This window comes from Streptomyces anulatus, assembly GCF_014650675.1.
Lineage (GTDB): Bacteria > Actinomycetota > Actinomycetes > Streptomycetales > Streptomycetaceae > Streptomyces > Streptomyces anulatus.
This window is the reverse complement of the sequence record NZ_BMVK01000009.1, coordinates 129,132-148,686: the sequence shown is the minus strand read 5'-3', so window position 1 is coordinate 148,686 and position 19,555 is coordinate 129,132. Positions and strand designations below refer to the sequence as shown.

Annotated in this window: 21 protein-coding genes; 17 read left to right on the top strand and 4 right to left on the bottom strand. The window is 73.5% G+C overall.

Annotation, left to right across the window (positions count from 1 at the left end; genetic code table 11):
• Positions 1-82 precede the first annotated feature (82 nt).
• From IE272_RS22810 to IE272_RS22755, 12 genes are all read left to right on the top strand, one after another.
• A complete protein-coding gene (locus tag IE272_RS22810; RefSeq protein ID WP_050362809.1) occupies positions 83-1,048 on the top strand; it encodes an NADPH:quinone oxidoreductase family protein in 966 nt (321 codons plus the stop codon).
• Positions 1,045-2,238: an acyl-CoA dehydrogenase family protein gene (locus tag IE272_RS22805; RefSeq protein ID WP_057667555.1), complete on the top strand. Its 1,194-nt coding sequence runs from the start codon at positions 1,045-1,047 to the stop codon at positions 2,236-2,238. Before IE272_RS22810 ends, IE272_RS22805 begins: the two co-directional genes overlap by 4 nt.
• Positions 2,235-3,353, top strand: coding sequence for an acyl-CoA dehydrogenase family protein (locus IE272_RS22800; RefSeq protein ID WP_056704701.1), 1,119 nt, complete (start codon positions 2,235-2,237; stop codon positions 3,351-3,353). Before IE272_RS22805 ends, IE272_RS22800 begins: the two co-directional genes overlap by 4 nt.
• 134 nt (positions 3,354-3,487) lie before the next feature.
• Positions 3,488-5,101 (top strand): ABC transporter substrate-binding protein, encoded by a 1,614-nt coding sequence (locus IE272_RS22795; RefSeq protein WP_050362812.1) that lies wholly within the window; start codon positions 3,488-3,490, stop codon positions 5,099-5,101.
• A gap of 23 nt (positions 5,102-5,124) precedes the next feature.
• Positions 5,125-6,090: an ABC transporter permease gene (locus IE272_RS22790; protein ID WP_056704697.1), complete on the top strand. Its 966-nt coding sequence runs from the start codon at positions 5,125-5,127 to the stop codon at positions 6,088-6,090.
• Positions 6,083-6,940 (top strand): ABC transporter permease, encoded by an 858-nt coding sequence (locus IE272_RS22785; RefSeq protein WP_050362814.1) that lies wholly within the window; start codon positions 6,083-6,085, stop codon positions 6,938-6,940. The genes IE272_RS22790 and IE272_RS22785 overlap by 8 nt, the downstream gene beginning before the upstream one ends.
• The gene (locus IE272_RS22780) at positions 6,937-7,947 is read left to right on the top strand and encodes an ABC transporter ATP-binding protein (protein ID WP_190007733.1); all 1,011 of its coding nucleotides are present in this window, start codon (positions 6,937-6,939) and stop codon (positions 7,945-7,947) included. The genes IE272_RS22785 and IE272_RS22780 overlap by 4 nt, the downstream gene beginning before the upstream one ends.
• Positions 7,940-8,620: an ABC transporter ATP-binding protein gene (locus tag IE272_RS22775; RefSeq protein WP_190007731.1), complete on the top strand. Its 681-nt coding sequence runs from the start codon at positions 7,940-7,942 to the stop codon at positions 8,618-8,620. The genes IE272_RS22780 and IE272_RS22775 overlap by 8 nt, the downstream gene beginning before the upstream one ends.
• Positions 8,621-8,878: 258 nt before the next feature.
• A complete protein-coding gene (locus tag IE272_RS22770; protein ID WP_190007729.1) occupies positions 8,879-9,757 on the top strand; it encodes a phosphatidylinositol-specific phospholipase C/glycerophosphodiester phosphodiesterase family protein in 879 nt (292 codons plus the stop codon).
• Between the two features lie 117 nt (positions 9,758-9,874).
• A complete protein-coding gene (locus IE272_RS22765) occupies positions 9,875-10,069 on the top strand; it encodes a hypothetical protein (protein WP_018955839.1) in 195 nt (64 codons plus the stop codon).
• Between the two features lie 106 nt (positions 10,070-10,175).
• Positions 10,176-10,916: a hypothetical protein gene (locus tag IE272_RS22760; RefSeq protein WP_056704687.1), complete on the top strand. Its 741-nt coding sequence runs from the start codon at positions 10,176-10,178 to the stop codon at positions 10,914-10,916.
• Positions 10,917-11,131: 215 nt separating this feature from the next.
• Positions 11,132-12,721: a hypothetical protein gene (locus IE272_RS22755; protein WP_032792425.1), complete on the top strand. Its 1,590-nt coding sequence runs from the start codon at positions 11,132-11,134 to the stop codon at positions 12,719-12,721.
• A 16-nt stretch (positions 12,722-12,737) separates the two neighbouring features.
• Here the strand turns inward: IE272_RS22755 and IE272_RS22750 are convergent, their stop codons facing one another.
• The gene (locus tag IE272_RS22750; protein WP_007452669.1) at positions 12,738-13,103 is read right to left on the bottom strand and encodes a DUF779 domain-containing protein; all 366 of its coding nucleotides are present in this window, start codon (positions 13,101-13,103) and stop codon (positions 12,738-12,740) included.
• Positions 13,104-13,190: 87 nt separating this feature from the next.
• Here IE272_RS22750 and IE272_RS22745 point away from each other — a divergent pair, with 87 nt between their 5' ends.
• Both IE272_RS22745 and IE272_RS22740 read left to right on the top strand, forming a co-directional pair.
• On the top strand, positions 13,191-13,580 hold the full coding sequence (locus IE272_RS22745) for a hypothetical protein (RefSeq protein ID WP_032792423.1): 390 nt from the start codon (positions 13,191-13,193) through the stop codon (positions 13,578-13,580).
• 75 nt (positions 13,581-13,655) lie between these two features.
• The gene (locus tag IE272_RS22740; RefSeq protein WP_032792421.1) at positions 13,656-13,835 is read left to right on the top strand and encodes a CsbD family protein; all 180 of its coding nucleotides are present in this window, start codon (positions 13,656-13,658) and stop codon (positions 13,833-13,835) included.
• Between the two features lie 164 nt (positions 13,836-13,999).
• Here IE272_RS22740 and IE272_RS22735 read toward each other — a convergent pair whose 3' ends face one another.
• Entirely contained in the window at positions 14,000-14,182 is a 183-nt protein-coding gene (locus tag IE272_RS22735) for a DUF6480 family protein (RefSeq protein ID WP_007452666.1), read from the bottom strand.
• Between the two features lie 129 nt (positions 14,183-14,311).
• On the opposite strand from IE272_RS22735, the gene IE272_RS22730 reads away from it, so the two are divergent.
• Together IE272_RS22730 and IE272_RS22725 are read left to right on the top strand one after the other, a co-directional pair.
• Complete coding sequence (locus IE272_RS22730; RefSeq protein WP_050362820.1) at positions 14,312-15,517, top strand: FUSC family protein; 1,206 nt, start codon at positions 14,312-14,314, stop codon at positions 15,515-15,517.
• Positions 15,518-15,672: 155 nt separating this feature from the next.
• Positions 15,673-15,864, top strand: coding sequence for a DUF6381 family protein (locus IE272_RS22725; protein ID WP_050362821.1), 192 nt, complete (start codon positions 15,673-15,675; stop codon positions 15,862-15,864).
• Between the two features lie 96 nt (positions 15,865-15,960).
• On the opposite strand, the gene IE272_RS22720 is transcribed toward IE272_RS22725, so the two are convergent.
• A complete protein-coding gene (locus IE272_RS22720; protein WP_050362822.1) occupies positions 15,961-16,968 on the bottom strand; it encodes a PHP domain-containing protein in 1,008 nt (335 codons plus the stop codon).
• Positions 16,969-17,061: 93 nt separating this feature from the next.
• On the bottom strand, positions 17,062-18,591 hold the full coding sequence (locus IE272_RS22715; protein WP_050362823.1) for a helix-turn-helix domain-containing protein: 1,530 nt from the start codon (positions 18,589-18,591) through the stop codon (positions 17,062-17,064).
• A gap of 275 nt (positions 18,592-18,866) precedes the next feature.
• On the opposite strand from IE272_RS22715, the gene IE272_RS22710 reads away from it, so the two are divergent.
• Positions 18,867-19,484 (top strand): hypothetical protein, encoded by a 618-nt coding sequence (locus IE272_RS22710; protein WP_050362824.1) that lies wholly within the window; start codon positions 18,867-18,869, stop codon positions 19,482-19,484.
• The last annotated feature ends 71 nt before the right edge of the window (positions 19,485-19,555 follow it).

The following is a 19,555-nucleotide window of genomic DNA, read 5'->3' as shown; positions in this document are numbered from 1 at the left end:
AGCGACCGCTTAGTATGCGGCGCAGCAGTGGTAATGCCGACCGCGGCAGCGGTTGATGCCGACAGTGTTGTGGAGGCCCCTCATGCAGGCATGGCGAGTGCACCGGAACGGCGAGCCGGGCGAGGTGATGAGGCTGGAGGAGACGGACCGGCCCACGCCCGGCGACGGGCAGGTGCTCGTCGAGGTCCGCGCGGCGAACGTCAACTTCCCCGACGCCCTGCTCTGCCGGGGCCAGTACCAGGTGCGGCCGCCGCTGCCGTTCACCCCGGGCGTCGAGGTGTGCGGCACCACCGAGGACGGGCGGCGGGTCCTCGCCACCCCCGCCCTGCCGCACGGCGGCTTCGCCGACTACGTGGTCGCGGACGAGGCGGCCCTGCTGCCCGCCCCCGACGCGCTGGACGACGCCGAAGCGGCCGCCCTGCACATCGGCTACCAGACCGGCTGGTTCGGCCTGCACCGCCGCGCCCGCCTCCAGCCCGGGGAGACCCTCCTCGTCCACGCGGCGGCCGGAGGCGTCGGCAGCGCCGCCGTCCAGCTCGGCAGGGCGGCGGGCGCGAAGGTCATCGGCGTCGTCGGCGGCCCGGAGAAGGCGGCGGTCGCCCGCGAGCTCGGCTGCGACCTGGTCATCGACCGGCGGAGCGAGGACATCGTCGCCGCCGTGAAGGACGCCACCGGCGGTCGCGGCGCGGACGTCGTCTACGACCCGGTCGGCGGCGACGCGTACGCCAAGTCCGCCAAGTGCGTCGCCTTCGAGGGGCGCATCCTCGTCGTCGGCTTCGCCAGCGGCGTCATCCCCACCCCGGGCCTCAACCACGCCCTGGTGAAGAACTACTCCGTCGTCGGGCTGCACTGGGGCCTGTACAACACCAAGGACCCGGCCGCCGTCCGCGCCTGCCACGACGAGCTGACCAAGCTGGCCGCCCAGGGGATCGTCAAACCCCTGGTCAGTGAGCGTGTCGGGATGGCCGGAGCCGCCGAGGCCGTCCAGCGCGTCGCCGACGGCACCAGCACCGGCCGCATCGTTGTCCTGCCCGGAGGCGCCCGATGAGCCCCGCAGTCGACGCCGCCGAGGTCCGCCGCCGCACCCGCGAGCTGCTCGCCGCGCACCCGCCCGCCACCACCGACCGCACCGACTTCCTGAAGGCCCGCTTCGACGCGGGCCTCGCCTGGGTCCACTACCCGGTGGGCCTCGGCGGACTCGACGCGCCCCGCTCCCTCCAGCAGGCCGTCGACGCCGAACTCGCCGCCGCCGACGCGCCCGACAACGACCCGCGCCGCATCGGCATCGGCCTCGGCATGGCCGCCCCCACCATCCTCGGCTTCGGCACCGACGAGCAGAAGCGCCGGTTCCTGCGCCCGCTGTGGGTGGGGGAGGAGGTCTGGTGCCAGCTGTTCAGCGAACCCGGCGCCGGATCCGACCTCGCGGCCCTGGCCACCCGGGCCGTCCAGGACGAGACCGGTGACTGGATCGTCGACGGCCAGAAGGTCTGGACGTCCAGCGCCCACCTGGCCCGCTGGGCGATCCTCATCGCCCGCACCGACCCGGACCTGCCCAAGCACCGCGGCATCAGCTACTTCATCTGCGACATGACCGACCCCGGCGTCGAGGTCCGGCCGCTGCGCCAGATCACCGGCGAGGCCGAGTTCAACGAGGTCTTCCTCACCGGCGTACGCATCCCCGACGGGCACCGCCTCGGCCCCGTCGGCGAGGGCTGGAAGGTCGCCCAGACGACCCTGATGAACGAGCGCGTCTCCATCGGCGGCTCCCGCATCCCCCGCGAGGGCGGCATGATCGGCCCGGTCGCGAAGACCTGGCGCGAGCGCCCCGAGCTGCGCACCCCCGACACCCACCAGCGCCTGCTGACCCTCTGGGTGGAGGCCGAGGTCGCCCGGCTCACCGGCGAGCGGCTGCGTCAGCAGCTCGTCGCCGGACAGCCGGGACCCGAGGGCTCGGGCATGAAGCTCGCCTTCGCCCGGCTCAACCAGGAGATCAGCGGCCTGGAAGTGGAACTCCTCGGCGACGAAGGCCTGTTGTACGGCGACTGGACCATGAGCCGCCCGGAGCTGGTCGACTTCACCGGACGGGACGCCGGCTACCGCTATCTGCGCTCCAAGGGCAACTCCATCGAGGGCGGCACCAGCGAGGTCCTGCTGAACATCGTGGCCGAGCGCGTCCTCGGCCTGCCCTCCGAACCCCGCAACGACAAGGACGTCGCCTGGAAGGACCTGAGCCGATGACCGCGCCCGCCCAGCCCCCCGCCACCCCCGACCTGCTCTACTCGCAGGACGAGGAGGACCTGCGCGCCGCCGTGCGCGCCCTCCTCGCCGACCGGGCCGACGCGCCGACGGTGATCGCGGCGACCGAGTCCGACACGCCGTACGACCAGCGGCTCTGGTCCTCGCTGGCCACCGGCATCGGCGCGGCAGGACTCCTCGTCCCGGAGAAGCTCGGCGGCCAGGGCGCGTCCCACCGCGAGGCCGCCGTGGTCCTGGAGGAGCTCGGCCGGTCCGTGGCGCCCGCCCCGTATCTGACCAGCTCCGTCGTGGCCACCGAGACGCTGCTCGCGCTGGGAGGGGAGGACGGTCCGGCCGCCGCGCTCCTGGGCGAGCTGGCATCCGGCGCCCGTACGGCCGTGCTCGCCGTGCCCTTCGCGACCCCGCCCGCCGGGGCGGCCGCGGCACTCACCTCACGGGACGGGACCGTACGCGGCGTCGCCGACGCGGCGGTGGCCGATGTGCTGCTGGTGCCGACCGCCGAGGGCCTGTACGCCGTCGAGGCCGCGGACCCCGGCGTCGCCGTGCAGCCGCTCGTCCCGCTCGACCTGACCCGGCCCCTGGCCGCCGTCACCCTGACCGGAGCGGCCGGGACCCTGCTGGCCGACGTGGACGCGAGCGCCGCCGCCGTACGGCGCGGGCTGCTCGCCGGAGCCGGACTGCTCGCCTCCGAACAGCTCGGCCTCGCGGAGTGGTGTCTGACCGAGACGGTCCGGTACACCCGGGAGCGCCACCAGTTCAACCGGCCCGTGGGCTCCTTCCAGTCGCTCAAGCACCGGATGGCCCAGCTCTGGCTGGAGGTCGTCTCGGCCCGCGCGGCTGCCCGCAACGCCGCCGACGCCCTCGCCACCCGGAGCCCCGACGCCCCGCTCGCGGTCGCGGTGGCCCAGGCGTACTGCTCCGGAGTCGCGGTCCACGCCGCCGAGGAGTGCGTGCAACTGCACGGCGGGATCGGCATGACCTGGGAGCACCCGGCGCATCTGTATCTGAAGCGCGCCAAGGCCGACTCGATCGCGTACGGCACGGCGGGCCGTCATCGTCAGGCCGTCGCGGAGTCCGCGGAACTCCCGGCTCCTTAGGGGCGTCCCCGGACGCAGCGACCCTGGTGCACCCGTCTCGTCTGTCGAGGCGGGCTGTACCAGGGTCTTTTACGTGCTGTTTAATTGCACACTGTTCGCAATTACAGCCGATCTTGAACAGGGATGTGCAGACTATGACGGCCCGATCGATACGGGTGGCGGTCGCCGCCACGCTGGTGACCGCCCTGTCCCTGACCGCCGCCTGCTCGAACCCGGACAGCGCCAAGAGCGGATCCGGGGCGGGGTCCACCTCGGCCGTCGTCGGCATCGCCTACGAGCCCGACAGCCTGAGCCCGCTGCTCGGCTACGGCAAGGACGGCAACTCCAAGATCTTCGACGGACTGCTCGCCCTGGACGCGGACATGAAGCTCCGTCCCGCCCTCGCCGCCGAGCTCCCCGAGGTCAGCGCCGACGGTCTGACGTACACGTACAAGCTGCGCCAGGGCGTGAAGTTCAGCGACGGGAAGCCGTTCGGCGCCAAGGACGTTGTCTTCACCTACCGCACCATCCTCGACGAGAAGACCAACAACGCCTCCCGCACCGAGCTGGACGCCGTCAAGGACGTCACGGCGAAGGGCGAAGACACCGTCGTCTTCACGCTCAAGTACCCCTACGCGCCGTTCGCCCAGCGCACCGTCCTGCCCATCGCCCCCCAGCACATCGCGGGCGAGCAGGACGTCAACACCGGGGCCTTCACCACCCGCCCCGTCGGCACCGGGCCCTACGTCCTCACCAAGTGGTCCAAGGGCGAGAAGCTCAGCTTCACCGCCAACCCCCACTACTGGGGCGGCGAACCCGAGGTGAAGAAGTTCACCATGGCGATCATCAAGGACGACGACGTGCGCGCCACCCGGCTGCGCTCCGGCGACCTCGACGGCGCGATCCTGCCGCCCAACCTCGCCAAGGGCTTCGCGGCCGACAAGAGCAAGAAGACGGTCGCCGCGACCACCTACGACTACCGCACCGTGACCCTCCCGACCCACAACAAGGTCACGGGCGACACCGCCGTCCGCCGCGCCCTCGACATCGCCGTCGACCGCGAGACCATGGTCGACGCCATCCTCAACGGCGACGGCAAGCCCGCCTACGGGCCCGTCCCCACGGACAGCGAGTGGTTCACGAAGGGCACCGAGCGCCCCCACGACCTCGACGCCGCGAAGAAGATCCTGGACGAGGCCGGCTGGAAGCCCGGCAAGGACGGCGTCCGGGTCAAGGACGGCGTCCGCGCCGCCTTCCCGCTCTGGTACCTCACGGGCGACAAGCTCCGCCAGGAGCACGCCCTCGCCTACGCCTCCGACGCCAAGAAGGCCGGCATCGCCATCACCGCCGAGGCCGGCACCTGGGAGGTCATCGAGCCCCGGATGAAGCACGACGCCGTGCTCGCGGGCGGCGGCTCGCCCGCCGACCCCGACTTCGACCAGTACACCCTGCTGAAGTCCTCCCTCGCGGGCGACGGCTTCAACAACATGGCCTGGTACGACAACAAGGCCGTCGACGCCGCGATCGAGGCGGGCCGCCGGAGCGGTGACAAGGCCGAGCGCAAGAAGGCGTACGACACCGTCCAGCGCGAACTGGTGAAGAACCCGGGCTACACCTTCCTCACCCACATCGACCACCTCTACGTCGTCGACGACCGCTTCGGCCCCCTCACCACCCAGGTCGAGCCGCACGACCACGGGCTGGCCTCCGGCCCCTGGTGGAACGTGGAGAAGTGGTCCACCGAGGCTTCCGGAGGCTCGAAGAAGTGAGCCGACGCCTCCCCTGGGGGCCGATGGCGCGGATGGCGGGACGGCGGGTCCTGTTCGCCGTCCCCGTCCTCGGCGTCGTCACCTTCGGCGTCTTCGCCGTCGCCGCCGCGTCCCCCTTCGACCCGGTCAAGGCCTACGCGGGCACCGCCGGACTCACCGCCTCGCAGGAGAACCTCGACCAGCTGCGGGCCAACCTCGGCGTCGACCAGCCGCTCGTCGCCCGCTGGTGGGACTGGCTGACCTCGGCGCTCCAGGGCGACTTCGGGGACTCCAGCGTGATGCGCCAGCCGGTCGCCGACGTCATCGCGGAGCGCATGGGCTGGTCCGTCCTGCTCGCCGCCACCGCCTTCCTCGTCGCGATCCTGCTCGGCACCGGCCTCGGCGTCCTCGCCGCCCGCAGACCCGGCGGCTGGCTCGACCGGTGCGTCAGCTCCGCCGCGTACACCCTGGAGGCCGCCCCCGCCTTCTGGCTCGGGCTGCTCGCCATCTGGTTCTTCGCCCTCAAGCTGGACGTCCTCCCGGCCGGCGGACTCACCGACGCCGCCAGCGACGTCGTCACCTTCGGCCAGGTCGCCTCCCACCTGGTGCTGCCCGCCGCCGTGCTCGGCATCTCCCAGCTGCCGTGGTTCTTCCTCTACGTACGCCAGGGCGTCGCCGACGCCCTCGCCGAGGATCCGGTGCGCGGCGCCCGCGCCCGGGGACTGAGCGAGCGCACCGTGCTCCTCGGCCACGCCCTGCGCTCCGGAATGCTGCCGATGCTCACCCTGATCGGCTCCCGCGTCCCCGAACTCATCACCGGCGCACTGCTCGTGGAGACGGTGTTCAGCTGGCCCGGCATCGCCGCCGCCACGGTGGAGGCCGCCACCTCGGTGGACTTCTCCCTGCTCGCCGCGCTCACGGTGCTCGCCACCGCCGCCGTCCTGCTCGGCAACCTGCTCTCCGACCTCCTCTACGGACTCGCCGACCCCCGGGTGGCCTTCGATGGCTGAGACCGCGCTCGCCCTCCCCGGCCGCACCACCCGCCGCGTCCGGATCGTCACCTCGGCCACGATCGTCATCGCCGTCGCGCTCGCCGTCCTCGTCGTGCCGCCGCTGGCCCAGCTCGACCAGCAGGCCGTCGACCTGGCCAACAAGCTCGACCCGCCGTCCTGGGCCCACCCGTTCGGCACCGACGACGTCGGCCGCGACCTCCTGCTGCGCTGCGTCTACGGCCTGCGCGTATCGCTGCTCGTCGGCCTGGTCGCGGCCCTCACCGCCACCGTCATCGGCACCGCGATCGGCGCCCTCGCCGGGGCGTTCGGCGGCTGGACGGACCGGGTCGTCATGCGGGTCGTCGACGCCCTGTCCTCCGTGCCGCACCTGCTGCTCGGCATCTTCATCGTCGCGATGTTCCGGCCCGGCGTCTGGCCGGTGATCATCTCGGTCGCCCTGACGCACTGGCTGTCCACCGCCCGGATCGTCCGATCGGAGGTGCTCTCGCTGCGCTCGCGCCCCTTCATCGACGCGGCCGTCTCCGGCGGCGCCTCCCGCACCCGCGTCATCGTGCGGCACCTGCTGCCGGGCGTGCTCCCGCAGGCCGGTCTGGCGGCGGTGCTGATGGTGCCGCACGCGATGTGGCACGAGTCCGCGCTGTCCTTCCTCGGGCTGGGGCTCCCGGCCCATCAGGCGAGCCTCGGCAATCTCGTCCAGTCCGCGCGCGGTTCGCTGCTCGCGGGGGACTGGTGGCCCACCCTCTTCCCCGGCCTCTTCCTGATCATCCCGACTCTCGCGCTCGCGGGACTCGCCGGAGCCTGGCGCGACCGGATCAACCCGCGCCGGAAATCGGAGCTGATGCTGTGACCAGCGACCACGATCCCGCCGCCGAGGGAGCCGAGGTGCCCGTCCTCGCCGTCGAGAACCTCTCCGTCCGCTTCCGGATGCGCGGCGGGCGGGACATCGCGGCCGTCACCGACGCCCGGTTCTCCGTCGCGCCGGGGGAGTGCCTGGCGCTGGTCGGCGAGAGCGGCTGCGGCAAGTCGGTCCTGGCCTCGGCCCTGCTCGGACTGCTGCCCGGCAACGCGGAGACCACCGGCAGCGCGGTGCTCGGCGGGGACACGGACCTGCTGACCGCCGACGAGCGCACCCTCGCCCGCACCGTACGGGGACGGCGCATCGGACTCGTACCGCAGAGTCCCGCCGCCCACCTCACGCCCGTGCGCACCGTCCGGGCCCAGGTGGAGGAGAGCCTGCGCGAGCTGACCGGGGTGCGGGGGAGCGCTCTGGGCAAGGCCGCCCTGGTCGCGGCCGCCCGCGCCGCGTTCCCCGAGGGCCACCTCGACCGCTACCCGCACGAGCTCTCCGGCGGCCTCGCCCAGCGCGCCGCGACCGCCCTCGCCCTCATCGGCGACGCCCCGTTGCTGCTCGCCGACGAACCGACCACCGGGCTCGACCGGGACCTCGTCGAGCGGACCGTCGACGAACTGCGCCGGCACACCGACGAGGGCCGGGCGCTGCTGATCATCACCCACGACCTGGCCGCCGCCGAACGGATCGCGGACCGGGTCGCCGTGATGTACGCGGGCCGGATCGTCGAGATCGCCGACGCGGCCCCCTTCTTCGGCGCGCCCGGCCCCCGCCACCCGTACGCCAGGGGCCTGCTGGACGCCCTGCCGGAGAGGGACTTCGCCCCGATCCCCGGTATGCCGCCGGAGCTGGGGGCGCTGCCCGACGGCTGTGCCTTCGCCGCCCGCTGCGCGTACGCCGACGCCCGCTGCACCGACGAACGCCCGGCCTTCGCGTCGGACCTGGCCTGCCACCACGCGCCGACCGGCCGGACGCACCCTCTCAAGGAGGCCGCCGATGCTTGAGCTGACCCGGATCACCGCCGGATACGACCGCCGCGACCCCGTCGTCCGCGAGGTGTCCCTGCACGTCGCGGCGGGCGAGGCGGTCGGGCTGCTGGGTCCCAGCGGCTGCGGCAAGTCCACCCTGGCCAAGGTCGCCGCCCTCCTGCACCGCCCGGACGCCGGAACCGTGACCCTCGACGGCACGGTCGTACGCGGCTGGCGGCACCGGGCCCCGCGCGAGCAGCGCACGGCCGTCGGCGTCGTCTTCCAGCAGCCCCGGCTCTCCGCCGACCCCCGGCTCAGCCTGCGCGAACTGATCGCCCAGCCGCTGCGGTCCACCGGGCGCCGCCGGGACGTCCCCGAGCGGGTGGCGGAACTGGCCCCGCTCGTCGGTCTCTCCGAGGAACTGCTGGAGCGCCGCCCGCACGCGGTGAGCGACGGCCAGCTCCAGCGGGCCTGTCTGGCACGGGCCCTGGTGCTGGAGCCCCGGCTGCTGATCTGCGACGAGATGACCGCGATGCTCGACGCGTCCACGACGGCCGCCCTGGTCGCCGTGGTCGAGCGCTACCGCTCCGAGTCCGGGGCGGCCCTGCTCGCGGTCGGCCACGACCGGGTGCTGCTGGAGCGCTGGTGCGACCGTACGGTCCGCTGGGGCGAGCGGACCGCCGGAAGCGAGCGCGTGGCGGTCGGCTGACCGACGGCTGTCGCCCGAGCGCCCCCACGTGAACGGCGCACGGCGAACAGCGCACGGCGCACGGCGCAGGGCGCGCGAGGAGCGGTGCACGTCGAACGGCCCACGGCCCGTTGCGTCCGGCGAACAACCGATGCGGCCCGGCCGACCGGCGGGCGACGGTCCAGCCAACTCTTGGCAGGTACCTGCCCAATGGTGGGGGTGCGACTCCATACTCGACGCGACCGTCCACCCCGCCCGTCCGCCGCTCAGGGAGTCTCCATGGCCCACCCCACCCGCCGCCGCGCGCTCACGGTCGCCCTCGCCACCGCCGCCGCGTCCGCCGCCGCGCCCGCCGCGACGGCGCTCGCCGCACCGGCCCGCCCCGGCGGTCCGCGCCCGTTACGCCACGCCCACGCGCACAACGACTACCTGCACCCCCGGCCGCTGCACGACGCGCTCGCCCACGGGTTCACCAGCGTCGAGGCGGACGTCTTCCTCGTCGACGGGGACCTGCTCGTGGCCCACGAGCCCGCCACGCTCGACCCCACCCGCACCCTCTCCTCGCTCTACCTGGAACCGCTCGCCGCCCTGGTCCGCGCGGGGCGCGGCAGCGTCCACCCGCACCACCGCGCCCCGCTGCAGCTCCTCATCGACATCAAGGCCGACGGTGTCGCCGCCTACCGCGAGCTGGACCGGCAGCTGCGCCGGCACCACCGGATGCTCACCCGCTACAGCCACGGCCGCGTCCACCCCGGCGCGGTCACCCCGGTGATCTCCGGCGACCGCGCCGCCCGCGTCCCCATGGAGGCGCAGCGCACCCGTTACGCGTTCTACGACGGCCGCCTCGACGACCTCGGCACCGCGGCCCCCGCCTCGTTCGCCCCGCTCGTCAGCGCCAACTGGACCCAGAGCTTCGGCTGGCTCGGCGCCGGCCCCTTCCCCCGGGCCGAGCGCGACCGGCTCCGCACCCTCGTCGCCACCGCCCACCGGGAAGGCCGCCGCATCCGCTTCTGGGCCACACCCGACCTGCCCGGAGCCGAACGCGAGGCCGTCTGGTCCGAACTGCTCGCCGCCGGGGTCGACCACCTCAACACCGACGACCTGGCCGGACTCGAACGATTCCTCCGCGCCCGCGGAAACGGCGCCCCGACCCCGTAACGCCTCATGGACCGGAAGTACCCGTTCGGCGGACACGCCAGTGCGCCGAACAGCCCCTCCGCTGCGCCACACTGGCGGCCGAATGCCGCAAATCCGGCGCGGCGGAGGAGGTTGGCCATGGCCGTTTCGATCTCGGTGGTCCTGCTCATGCTGATCCTGGCAGTGATCTTCCTGCGCAACGGCGGACTGAAGGTCTCCCATGCACTGGTCTGTGTCCTCCTGGGGTTCTTCCTGGCCGGTACGAGCATGGCGCCGACCATCCACGACGGTGTCGGGGCCACCGCCGACCTGGTCAGCGGCCTCCACCCCTGACCCCGGCCCGACTCCCACCCCCGGTCCCGACGCCGAACCCGGCGTCGGCCCGGCCCGTGCCGGCGGCCGGTCCACGCAGCGCCCGGACATCCCGCACAATGGGCAGATGTCTTTTCCGCCTCCCGGCCGGCACTCGGGCGCCGCCCACCACGAGTACTGCAACACCGGCCTGTGCTGCCGGTGCCAGATGCGGACCTGGACGACGAAGGCGGGCAACGAGCGGCTCTGCGGGCCGTGCGCGGCCTGCTGCCACGAGTGCGGCCGGGCGCCCGCGCCCTATCTCGACGGGCTCGACGGCGGGCTGTGCGCCGAATGCCGCGGCCTGTGCGGCCGGTGCCACGCCCCCAAGCGACCCGACGGGTCCTGCGCCTGCGACCGCTGGCGGGAGAACGCCCGGAGCAACCCGCCCGGCTACGTCCTCCAGGCCCTGCCGCCCCAGCTCCTCCAGGCGCTCGGCGGCCGGCTGCCCAGCACCGTGCACGACCTCATCCACCAGGAACTCGCCGTCCGCAGCTCCGGCCTCCTGCGCGAGCGCATCGAACGCCGCTGGAACCTGCGCTGGGCGCACGCACTGGGCGAGAAGGACGAGGACGGCCGCCGCCGGTGGAGCGCCCAGGACATCGCCGAACAGCTCCTGCGGCCCGGTTCGTGCACCGACCCGCAGTGCGAGGACGGCTACCTCCTCACCACCGACACCCCGTGCACCCGCTGCCGGCAGCCGCTGCACCGCTTCGTCACCTCGGTCGCCGACCACACCGCGACCCCGGAGCACGCACGTTCCACGGCGGCCGGAATCCGCCGGGCGATGCTGGAGAACCGCTCGCGCCCGAAGCGTCCGCCGCACTGAGCGATCCTCCTCACGGCTCACGGCTCACGGCTCACGGCTCACGGCTCACGCGTACGGCGAAGGCGCACAGGGTGTTGCGGCGCGTGGCCGTGTGCGGCGCGGTGTTGCGACAGCATGTCGGGCACGCGAAACCCTTCTCGTTTCCATGGACACTTCAAGGCGTGCCTCCTAACGTCGGGCGGCGGCGCGACCCCCGTCCGTAACCGAGGAGCCCGATGCCCCCGCCGTACCGCAGAGCGCTCACCCGTGCCCTGGCCCTGACGCTCGCCGTCGCCACGCTCACCCTGGCCGGGCCCACGTCCCCCGCACGGGCCGACGACATCCCCAAGGCCCCCGGCCACCGCCTGGTCGAGGGATACGAGGGCGCCCCCGCCACCGCGTCGCCAGTCCCCGGCCAGGCGCCACCGCAGCACCCCTTCCTCGCGCCCAACGGGCGCAGCGGCATGCACGCGGACGCGGCGGGCAGCGGCACCCACCCCTACGCCGGACCGCTCGGCCGGAACCCCGAGGTGACGAGCGAGAAGATCGCCCCGGTCGGCGGCGAGTGCGCCACCGCGACGTTCGACGCGGCCGGCCGGCTGATCACGGTCTGCGGGACGTTCACCGGCTTCCTCCTCAAGCTGCTCGACCCGCGCACCCTCGACACGCTCGCCGAGTACAAGCTGCCGCAGCGGTCCTCCACGGTCGAGGCGATCACCCGTCTCGACTTCTCGAAGATCTTCAAGGACACCTCGGGCGGCGCCTACTTCTACCTGGACGACCAGGACCGGGTCGTCCTCGCCGACTCGCGCCAGCACGTCCTGCGCATCGCCCACCGGCAGGGCGCCGACGGCCGCTGGGAGTTCGTCGTCGAGGACGACTGGGACCTCACCGGACATGTCCCGCACGACTGCGTGTCCTGGACCAATCTCTTCCCCAGCGGCACCTGCGACCCGGTGACGTCCGTGATGCCCGACTGGCAGGGCCGGATCTGGTGGGTCACCCGGCTCGGCCGGGTCGGCACGGTCGACCCGGACACCTCGGCCGTACGGTCCGTCCGGCTCGACGGAGAGGAGATCCAGAACTCCTTCTCCGTGGACCGGGACGCGGTCTCCATCGTCTCCGACCACGCCCTCTACAGCTTCACGGCCGGCCCGGACGGCACCCCGCGGATCGGGTGGCGGCAGACGTACGACCGGGGCACCGGCACCAAGCCCGGTTCGGTGAACCAGGGCTCGGGCACCACCCCCGACCTGTTCGGCACGGACGACGCGTACGTCGCGATCACCGACAACGCGGACGACCGGATGAACGTCCTCGTCTTCCGCCGGGGCGTGGACGTCCCCGACGACCGCCGCCTCGTCTGCTCGGTCCCGGTCTTCGCCCACGGCCGCTCCACCACGGACAACTCGCTGATCAGCTGGGGCGACAGCCTGGTCGTCGAGAACAACTACGGCTACGAGAACCCCACCTCCCTGCTGCTCGGCCGCAGCGTCGTCGGCGGTGTCACCCGCATCGACGTACGGGCCGACGGCAGCGGCTGCGACACCGTGTGGGAGAGCGCCGTCCGCTCGCCCTCCACCGTGCCCAAGCTGTCCACCGCCAACGGGCTGCTCTACTTCTACGAGAAGGAGCCCAACGCGCTGGGCATCGACGCCTGGTACCTGACCGCCGTCGACTTCCGTACCGGCGAACGCCGCTGGCGCACGCTCACCGGCACCGGACCCGCGTACGACAACAACTGGGCGCCCATCACCATCGGCCCCGACGGCACCGCGTACGCGGGCGTGTTCAACGGCATCGTCGCGGTGCGCGACACCGCCTGACGGGCGGTGCGCTTCCTCAGCCGTTCACCAGACGGGAGCGGATGAGGAAGCGCACCCCTTCCGGGGCCTCCAGCGAGAACCCGCTGCCGCGGCCCTCCACCACGTCCACGATCAGCCGGGTGTGGGCCCACACCGCGTACTGGCTCCGCGACATCCAGAACGGCACGCTCTCGGGCATCCCCTCGACGGCGAGATCCGCCAGCAGCACATCGGCGTTCCCGGTGCGGAACTCACCGGCCGGGTAGCACATCGGCGCGCTGCCGTCGCAGCAGCCGCCCGACTGATGGAACATCAACGGGCCGTGGTCCGCCCGCAGCCGCCGCAGCAGAACGGCCGCGGCCGGTGTCAGCTCGACAGCCGGTGATTTCGGGTCACACTCCATGGACCTGCCCCTTCCCGGCTGCGGCGAGGCCGCGACGACCGGACACAAGTCAACTCGACCGGACGTTGCGACCGGGTTGCACGCCCTATGCTCGCGCCCATGGAGCAACGGGAAGTCGTGAAGCGCGTGATCGGCATCCTCACAGAGGCGCGCGAAATGCAGCGTCTGCTGGAGGCGGACCTCGAACGGGAAGATCTGGACGCGGGAGCGGGCGCCGTCACCGCCCTGCTGAACGAGACGATGCCCCACATCGCCATCCCCGACGACTTCTCCGTCGAGGAGGTGGTCACCGTCGTCGGGCGCGAGGTCGGCGGTGCGGTCGAACAGCTCGTGAGCGCCTTCACCCTCGCGTTCACGATGCTGGCCCAGGTCCACGACTCCGGGCAGACGGACGTGTCGTCGGCGGACGTCCTCCAGGACCTCGCGCTGCGGGTCGAGGGCGGCGGACCGGACGAGGACGAGAATCCACTGCTGTAGCGGCCTGCGTTCTGCCGCGTGGGTATGCATAGTGGAGGGAGAAGCGTGAATCTCCCTCGCGGCATGGAGGCAGCTGTGGGAAAGAGCACCGACATAGCCCGCGCCAAGGCGCGGAGGCTCAAAGGCATGATGAAGGAATCGGACGGCATCGCCCTCGAGAACGAGCGGCTGAAGGCCGAAGGCAGGAAGGAACAGGCCGAGGCCCGCCGCGAGGAGGCCCTGGCACGCACAGCGCGGGCGGCCTCCGACCGCTGAGAGATCCGAAGGCGCCCGTGCCGTCGTGAACGGCACGGGCGCCTCCGCGAGTCCGCCCGGGCCTGCCCGGCGCCCGCGGCCGTACGGCGCTCACTTCCGCGGGTCGCGTCGGCCGTACGGCGCGCTCCCTTCCACCGGTCGCGTCGGCGCGTACGCCTCGCGGATCAGCCGTATCCGAAGATCCGGGCGAGGAAGAATCCGGCGACCACCAGCGCGCCGATCACGATCAGGGCGGCCCAGAGTCCGGGGTGCTCCCACAGCCCTCCGTCCGCGCGTTCCTCGTGGGCCTCCCCGATGGAGCCCTCGGCCGGTGGTGTCTCTCCTGGGGGATTCAGTAGAACAGCCATACCTCAAGGGTCTCTCCGTCCGGCCCGGCGCGCACGCCGTCCGGGTTCCGTGCCCAGCTGCGGGGCCGTACGGCGGAGCCCTGACGGGGGAAGCGCTGCGGCGGGGGGAAAACGGGGCACCGTCATGGAATGCCCCGAGTCGCCGCCCCCGTCGTCAAGCTCGTGCAGCGCACCACCGAACCCGCCGGGGTGCAGACGCTGCGCTCGACGGCGGCCGCCGTCATCGCCTACTCCGTGGCGGTCTGGGCGTTGCCCGAACCGGCGCCGCTGACCGCGCCCCTCACCGCGCTCCTGGTTGTCCAGGTGACCCTCTACGCGACCCTCACCACCGGCGTTCGCAGGGTGAACTCGGTCGTCGTCGGTGTCCTCATCGCCATCGCCTTCAGCTCCCTGGTGGGGCTGAGCTGGTGGAGCCTCGGCCTCACGATCTTCACCTCGCTGCTGATCGGGCGGCTGGTCCGGGTCAATGAGTTCGTGCCCGAGGTGGCGATCAGCGCGATGCTGGTCCTCGGCGTCTCCCAGGTCGCCGACACCGCGTGGGACCGGGTGTGGGAGACCCTGATCGGCGCCGTCGTGGGACTCCTGTTCAACCTGCTCCTCGCCCCGCCCGTCTGGGTCGGCTCGGCCGGCTCCTCCATCGAGTCGCTGGCCGCCCGGATGGGGACGATGCTGCGCAGCATGGGCGAGGACGTCGTGGGGAACAACCCCGTGTCCCGGGCCGCCGCCCGCCTCCACGAGGCCCGCAGGCTCGACCACGACATCGTGGAGGTCGACGCCTCCCTGCGGCAGGCGGAGGAAAGTCTCACCCTCAACCCCAGGGTGAGACAGGGGCTGCTCCACCGGGTCGTCCTGCGCACCGGGCTCGACACGCTGGAGATCTGCGCGGTCGTCCTGCGCGTCCTGTCCCGCACGCTCACCGACCTGGCGAAGGCCCGCACCGAGGAGTCGCTGTTCCCGGCCGATGTGACGGAACTGCTCCAGGAACTCTTCGGCCACCTCGCCGACGCGGTCGAGAGCTTCGCCGTACTGGTCACGACCCAGCTCGCCGCCGACGCGGAGGCGGCGGAGGACAGGCTCGCCGACGCGCTCGTCCGCAGCCGCGCCACCCGCGACCGGGTGGCCGACCTGCTGCTGGAGGACGTCCAGGAGCACCCGCGTCAGTGGCAGCTGCACGGTGCTCTGCTCGCGGAGATCGACCGGGTGCTGGCCGAGCTCGACATCGAGGAGCGCACCGAACGCCTCGGCGAGGAGCTGAACCGTCGTTCGGCGGAGGCACACGCGCGTCACCCCAGGCTGCGCGCACTCCTGCGGAGGCTGGGCCGGCAGCCCTCCTGACCGCCCGAGCCGGAACGACACCCCGATTCCGGCACGAGGGCCCCGGCCGCGCGGGATGCGGAGACGGCCGGTCGCTGGTTCGCTGGGGGCTGGGGCGTGTCCGGCGGATCAGGGCCGGACAGGCCCCGGAGGTCCCCAGCGTCCAAGGAGTGGTGATGAGCGGTTCGGACGAACCCGCCGACCTGGCTCGGCAGATGCGTGAGAAGGCCCAGCAGCTCGCGGAGGCCGCGGAGCGCACGAGCGACCCGCACGAGCGCGAGCGGCTGCAGAAGAAGTCCCGGACGATCCGGGACCGGAGCGAGCAGCAGAGCGCCATGGAGGCCGGGGACATCTACCCCGAGAAGTAGCCCGGCCGACACCCGTCCGCCCCCGGAGACCCACGGAACCTCCGGGGGCGGGCGGCCGTGCACGGGGCCGTCGGTGGGCCAGCCGGCCCGTTCCGGTCAGCGGGCCCATTCCAGGAGCCGGTCCGCGCTCCAGGTCGTCACCACCCGGTCTGCCGGCACTCCGCACTCCTCGGCGCGAGCGCACCCCGACCGCTGCCAGCCGAGCTGCCCCGGGGCGTGCGCGTCCGTGTCGATCGCGAACAGCACCCCCGCCGCGACGGCCGCACGCAGCAGCCGCCGGGGCGGATCCCGACGCTCCGGACGGCAGTTGATCTCCACCGCCGTCCCCGCCCCGGCGCACGCCGCGAAGACCCGGTCCGCGTCGAACCGCGACTCCGGCCGGCCGCGCCCGGCCAGCAGGCGTCCCGTGCAGTGGCCGAGCACGTTCGCCCGCGGGTGGCGTACCGCCGCCTCCAGGCGCCGCGTCATCGGCTCCGGGTCCATCCGCAGCTTGGAGTGAACGGAGACCACGACCACGTCGAGCCGCTCCAGCAGCTCGGGCTCCTGGTCGAGCGAGCCGTCCGGGAGGATGTCGCACTCGATCCCCGTCAGCAGCCGGAACGGGGCCCACTCCTCGTTGAGCCGCGCCACCACCGCGAGCTGCTCCCGCAGCCGCTCCGGCGACAGACCGCGCGCCACCGTCAGCCGGGGCGAGTGGTCGGTGAGGACGGCCCACGCGTGCCCCAGCTCCGCGGCGGTCCGGCCCATCTCCTCGATCGGGCTGCCCCCGTCCGACCAGTCCGAGTGCAGATGGCAGTCGCCCGTAAGCCGCGCGAAGAGCTCCTCGCCCCCCTCGACGGGCGGCTCGGCGGCGGCCTCCGTCTCCAGCCGGTCCAGATACCCGGGCGTCTCCCCGGCCAGGGCCTCACGGATCACCTCGGCGGTGCGGGGCCCAATCCCGGCGACCCGCTCCAGGGAGTTCGCGGCCACCCGCTCGGCCGCCTCCCCGGCGGCCATCGCGTCCACGGCGGCCGCCGCCGTACGGAAGGCCTTCACCCGATAGGTGGCGGCCTGCGAGCGTTCCAGCAGGAAGGCGATCCGCCGCAGGGCGGTGACGGGATCCATCGGCACCTCCACCAGGAGCGCGGTCCGCCCGGGCAGGCCGCCCGCCCCACCAGGATGGGCGCATCCGGCCACGGGCGCCTCCGCGCCGCCGCTTCAGGACGCGGCCTCCCCGGCGTCCGCCACGGACACCCAGCGGCCCGAGCCCGTGTCGTAGTCGAGCACGGGGTGCCCCCGCACCCCGCTCGTACGGAACGGCCGCCCGCCGTCGTCGACGCGCACCGTGCCGGACCGGCCGCCGCTGCTCCAGGTCAGCTCCGCGAACCAGTCGCAGTCGCAGCCGACCGTGCGCCCCGTGATCAGGAGGACCTCGGGATCGGTGACGGAGACGCTGTACGGGAAGGCGACCGCCTCGATGGGCTCGCCCGAGTCGTTGCCCGCCACCGAGCGGGCGACGGGCCGGGGCACGTCGAGATCCACGTCGAACATCCTCGGGGTGAGGGATCCGCCGCAGCCGGAGCTCATCCGGTAGACCCGGCCCTGCGCAGGCGAACGGCGCTCGACGACCCGGATCCGCAGTGATTCGAGCACCACGGCCCGCTCGTCCCGGCCCTGCAACGTGACCCGGACACCGGTCTCGCCCGCGTGCACCGCGCCGAGCGCTCCGGCCCAGGACTCCGCGTCCGCCTCCACCGGGGGCGGCGGTACGGCGGCGGGCGCCCGGTCGATGACGTAGGAGTGGTCGCAGCCGTTCTTCCAGACATGGTCGTCAGCGGTCCAGGTGAACGGCGCACGCCCGGCCGCCGGACCCGGTGAGCCCCCGGACGGCCGGGGGAGCGTCTCCTTGCGCGGCCCGACGCCGGAAGGCGCGGTCGGCCGGTGGCCGTCGGACGGTGTACCGCGCGGGGCCCCGCTCGGCGTGCCCTGCGGCTTTCCGGGCGTGGGGGAGCCGGAAGGCGAGGGCTCCGGGCTGCCCGCCGGATCCTCACCCGGCCGCTGAGCCACCGACGGGCGCCGGTCCGGGCCCGGGAGCGCCGTCCCTCCGAAAGCCGCGACCAGGGCGAGAACGAGGACCGCGGCGGCGAGGACACCGAGCCCCTGCCCGTACCGGCGTGCCCGACGCGACCGGAACAGCGGCCTCCGGGGAGACCCGCTCCCGACCGCGGCCACCACCTCGGAGACGCGATCCCGCACCGGGCGAGGCCCTTTCTCGTCGGACGCCCCGAGGGCCGGGGACGGCGGCCCGGACACGGTCGCGCCGGGCGGCCCGGCCTCGGCGGCGTGGGGCAGCGCCCGCCGCCCGAGCGACCCCGTCTCCCCGAGCGACCCCGTCTCCCCGGCCGAGGCGTCCACCGGCACGATCTCCACCGGCACGACTTCCACCGGCTCCGGCTTCGCTCCTGCCTCCGCCGCCCCCTGCCGGTCGACGCGTTCGCGGTCCGCCAGGATCCACAGCCGGTGCAGCGCCTCCCGCTCCCCGGCCGGCGCGCCGCACAGCCGGGCCAGCCGCTCCACGGGGGCGAACTCCGCGGGCACCGTCCGTCCCGTGCAGTACCGGTGCAGCGTCGAGCCGCTGACCCCGATGCGACGGGCCAGCGACGCGTACGTCCGGCCCGACCGTTCCCGCAGCGCGCTCAGCCGCTCCGCCAGCACCGCCCGTGCGGCCCCCTCGGCGTCACCCGACACGCTCGACCTCCCCGCAGCCGTTCCAGGGCGTTCCAGCCCCCCGAGAACACCCACGTCACCAGGGGTGGGACGGTTCCAGCCCGGCGGGAAGCCGTGTCGCGCTTGTCCGCGTCCGGGGCGGCGGCCCAATCTGGTGCCCGTTCCCGCTCCGCCGCCGTACGGCTCCTCAGACGGGCTCCGTACGCCTCGGCGCGCTGCCGGACGACCACCTGACCGACCGCACCCATCCGGACCAGCCGGTCCATCCGAACCATCCGAAACGGGGAAACCTCACCATGCGCACCCTCCGCACCACTCTTCTGACCGCCGCGGCCGCGGGCCTGGCCGTCACCGCCCTGGCCCAGGTGCCCGCCGCCGCGGCCCCGGCCCCCGCTCCCGCTCCGCCCAAGTTCCTGAGCGCGGGCCAACTGCCCGCCTCCCTCACCCCCTGGACGGCCGGTCCGGTACGCCAGGGAGTGCCCTCGGAGGGGTCCGTGTGCACCGAGGGCATCGCCCCGGCGGCCGGCACCCGCCACCGGGACTTCCGCACCGAACTGGACACCGGCGCCCGCCAGACCATCACGGTCGCCGCCACCACCGACCGGGCCAAGGCGCTCGCAGCCGAACTGCGCAGCGCCCTGGAGACCTGCCTCGACCGGCTGAAGGAGCAGGACCCCGGCCTGGAGGGGGAGGCGTTCTACCAGGGCCGTGTGGACATCGAGGAGGGCGCGCACGTCTACAGCATCGACACGTCGTACCCGGAGGTCGGCTCCACCGACATCGGGCTCTACTCCGTGGGCCGCGACGGCAGGGCGGTGACCGTCGTCGAGTGGGGGCAGCTGGGCGAACTCGACGGCGCACCGCTGGAGGGCTTCAAGAAGACGACGCGTACCGCCGTCGCCAAGCTCTACTGAGGCCGCCTCCGCGACCGGCCGCCGGGGGGCGGCCGGTCGCGGAGGTGCGGGATACCCCGCACCGGGAGCAT

Coding starts and splice junctions, on each gene's coding strand:
- IE272_RS22810 (WP_050362809.1), top strand. CDS start 83: ATGCAGGCATGGCGAGTGCACCGGAACGGCGAGCCGGGCGAGGTGATG.
- IE272_RS22805 (WP_057667555.1), top strand. CDS start 1,045: ATGAGCCCCGCAGTCGACGCCGCCGAGGTCCGCCGCCGCACCCGCGAG.
- IE272_RS22800 (WP_056704701.1), top strand. CDS start 2,235: ATGACCGCGCCCGCCCAGCCCCCCGCCACCCCCGACCTGCTCTACTCG.
- IE272_RS22795 (WP_050362812.1), top strand. CDS start 3,488: ATGACGGCCCGATCGATACGGGTGGCGGTCGCCGCCACGCTGGTGACC.
- IE272_RS22790 (WP_056704697.1), top strand. CDS start 5,125: ATGGCGCGGATGGCGGGACGGCGGGTCCTGTTCGCCGTCCCCGTCCTC.
- IE272_RS22785 (WP_050362814.1), top strand. CDS start 6,083: ATGGCTGAGACCGCGCTCGCCCTCCCCGGCCGCACCACCCGCCGCGTC.
- IE272_RS22775 (WP_190007731.1), top strand. CDS start 7,940: ATGCTTGAGCTGACCCGGATCACCGCCGGATACGACCGCCGCGACCCC.
- IE272_RS22770 (WP_190007729.1), top strand. CDS start 8,879: ATGGCCCACCCCACCCGCCGCCGCGCGCTCACGGTCGCCCTCGCCACC.
- IE272_RS22765 (WP_018955839.1), top strand. CDS start 9,875: ATGGCCGTTTCGATCTCGGTGGTCCTGCTCATGCTGATCCTGGCAGTG.
- IE272_RS22760 (WP_056704687.1), top strand. CDS start 10,176: ATGTCTTTTCCGCCTCCCGGCCGGCACTCGGGCGCCGCCCACCACGAG.
- IE272_RS22755 (WP_032792425.1), top strand. CDS start 11,132: ATGCCCCCGCCGTACCGCAGAGCGCTCACCCGTGCCCTGGCCCTGACG.
- IE272_RS22750 (WP_007452669.1), bottom strand. CDS start 13,103: ATGGAGTGTGACCCGAAATCACCGGCTGTCGAGCTGACACCGGCCGCG.
- IE272_RS22745 (WP_032792423.1), top strand. CDS start 13,191: ATGCTCGCGCCCATGGAGCAACGGGAAGTCGTGAAGCGCGTGATCGGC.
- IE272_RS22735 (WP_007452666.1), bottom strand. CDS start 14,182: ATGGCTGTTCTACTGAATCCCCCAGGAGAGACACCACCGGCCGAGGGC.
- IE272_RS22730 (WP_050362820.1), top strand. CDS start 14,312: ATGCCCCGAGTCGCCGCCCCCGTCGTCAAGCTCGTGCAGCGCACCACC.
- IE272_RS22725 (WP_050362821.1), top strand. CDS start 15,673: ATGAGCGGTTCGGACGAACCCGCCGACCTGGCTCGGCAGATGCGTGAG.
- IE272_RS22720 (WP_050362822.1), bottom strand. CDS start 16,968: ATGGATCCCGTCACCGCCCTGCGGCGGATCGCCTTCCTGCTGGAACGC.
- IE272_RS22710 (WP_050362824.1), top strand. CDS start 18,867: ATGCGCACCCTCCGCACCACTCTTCTGACCGCCGCGGCCGCGGGCCTG.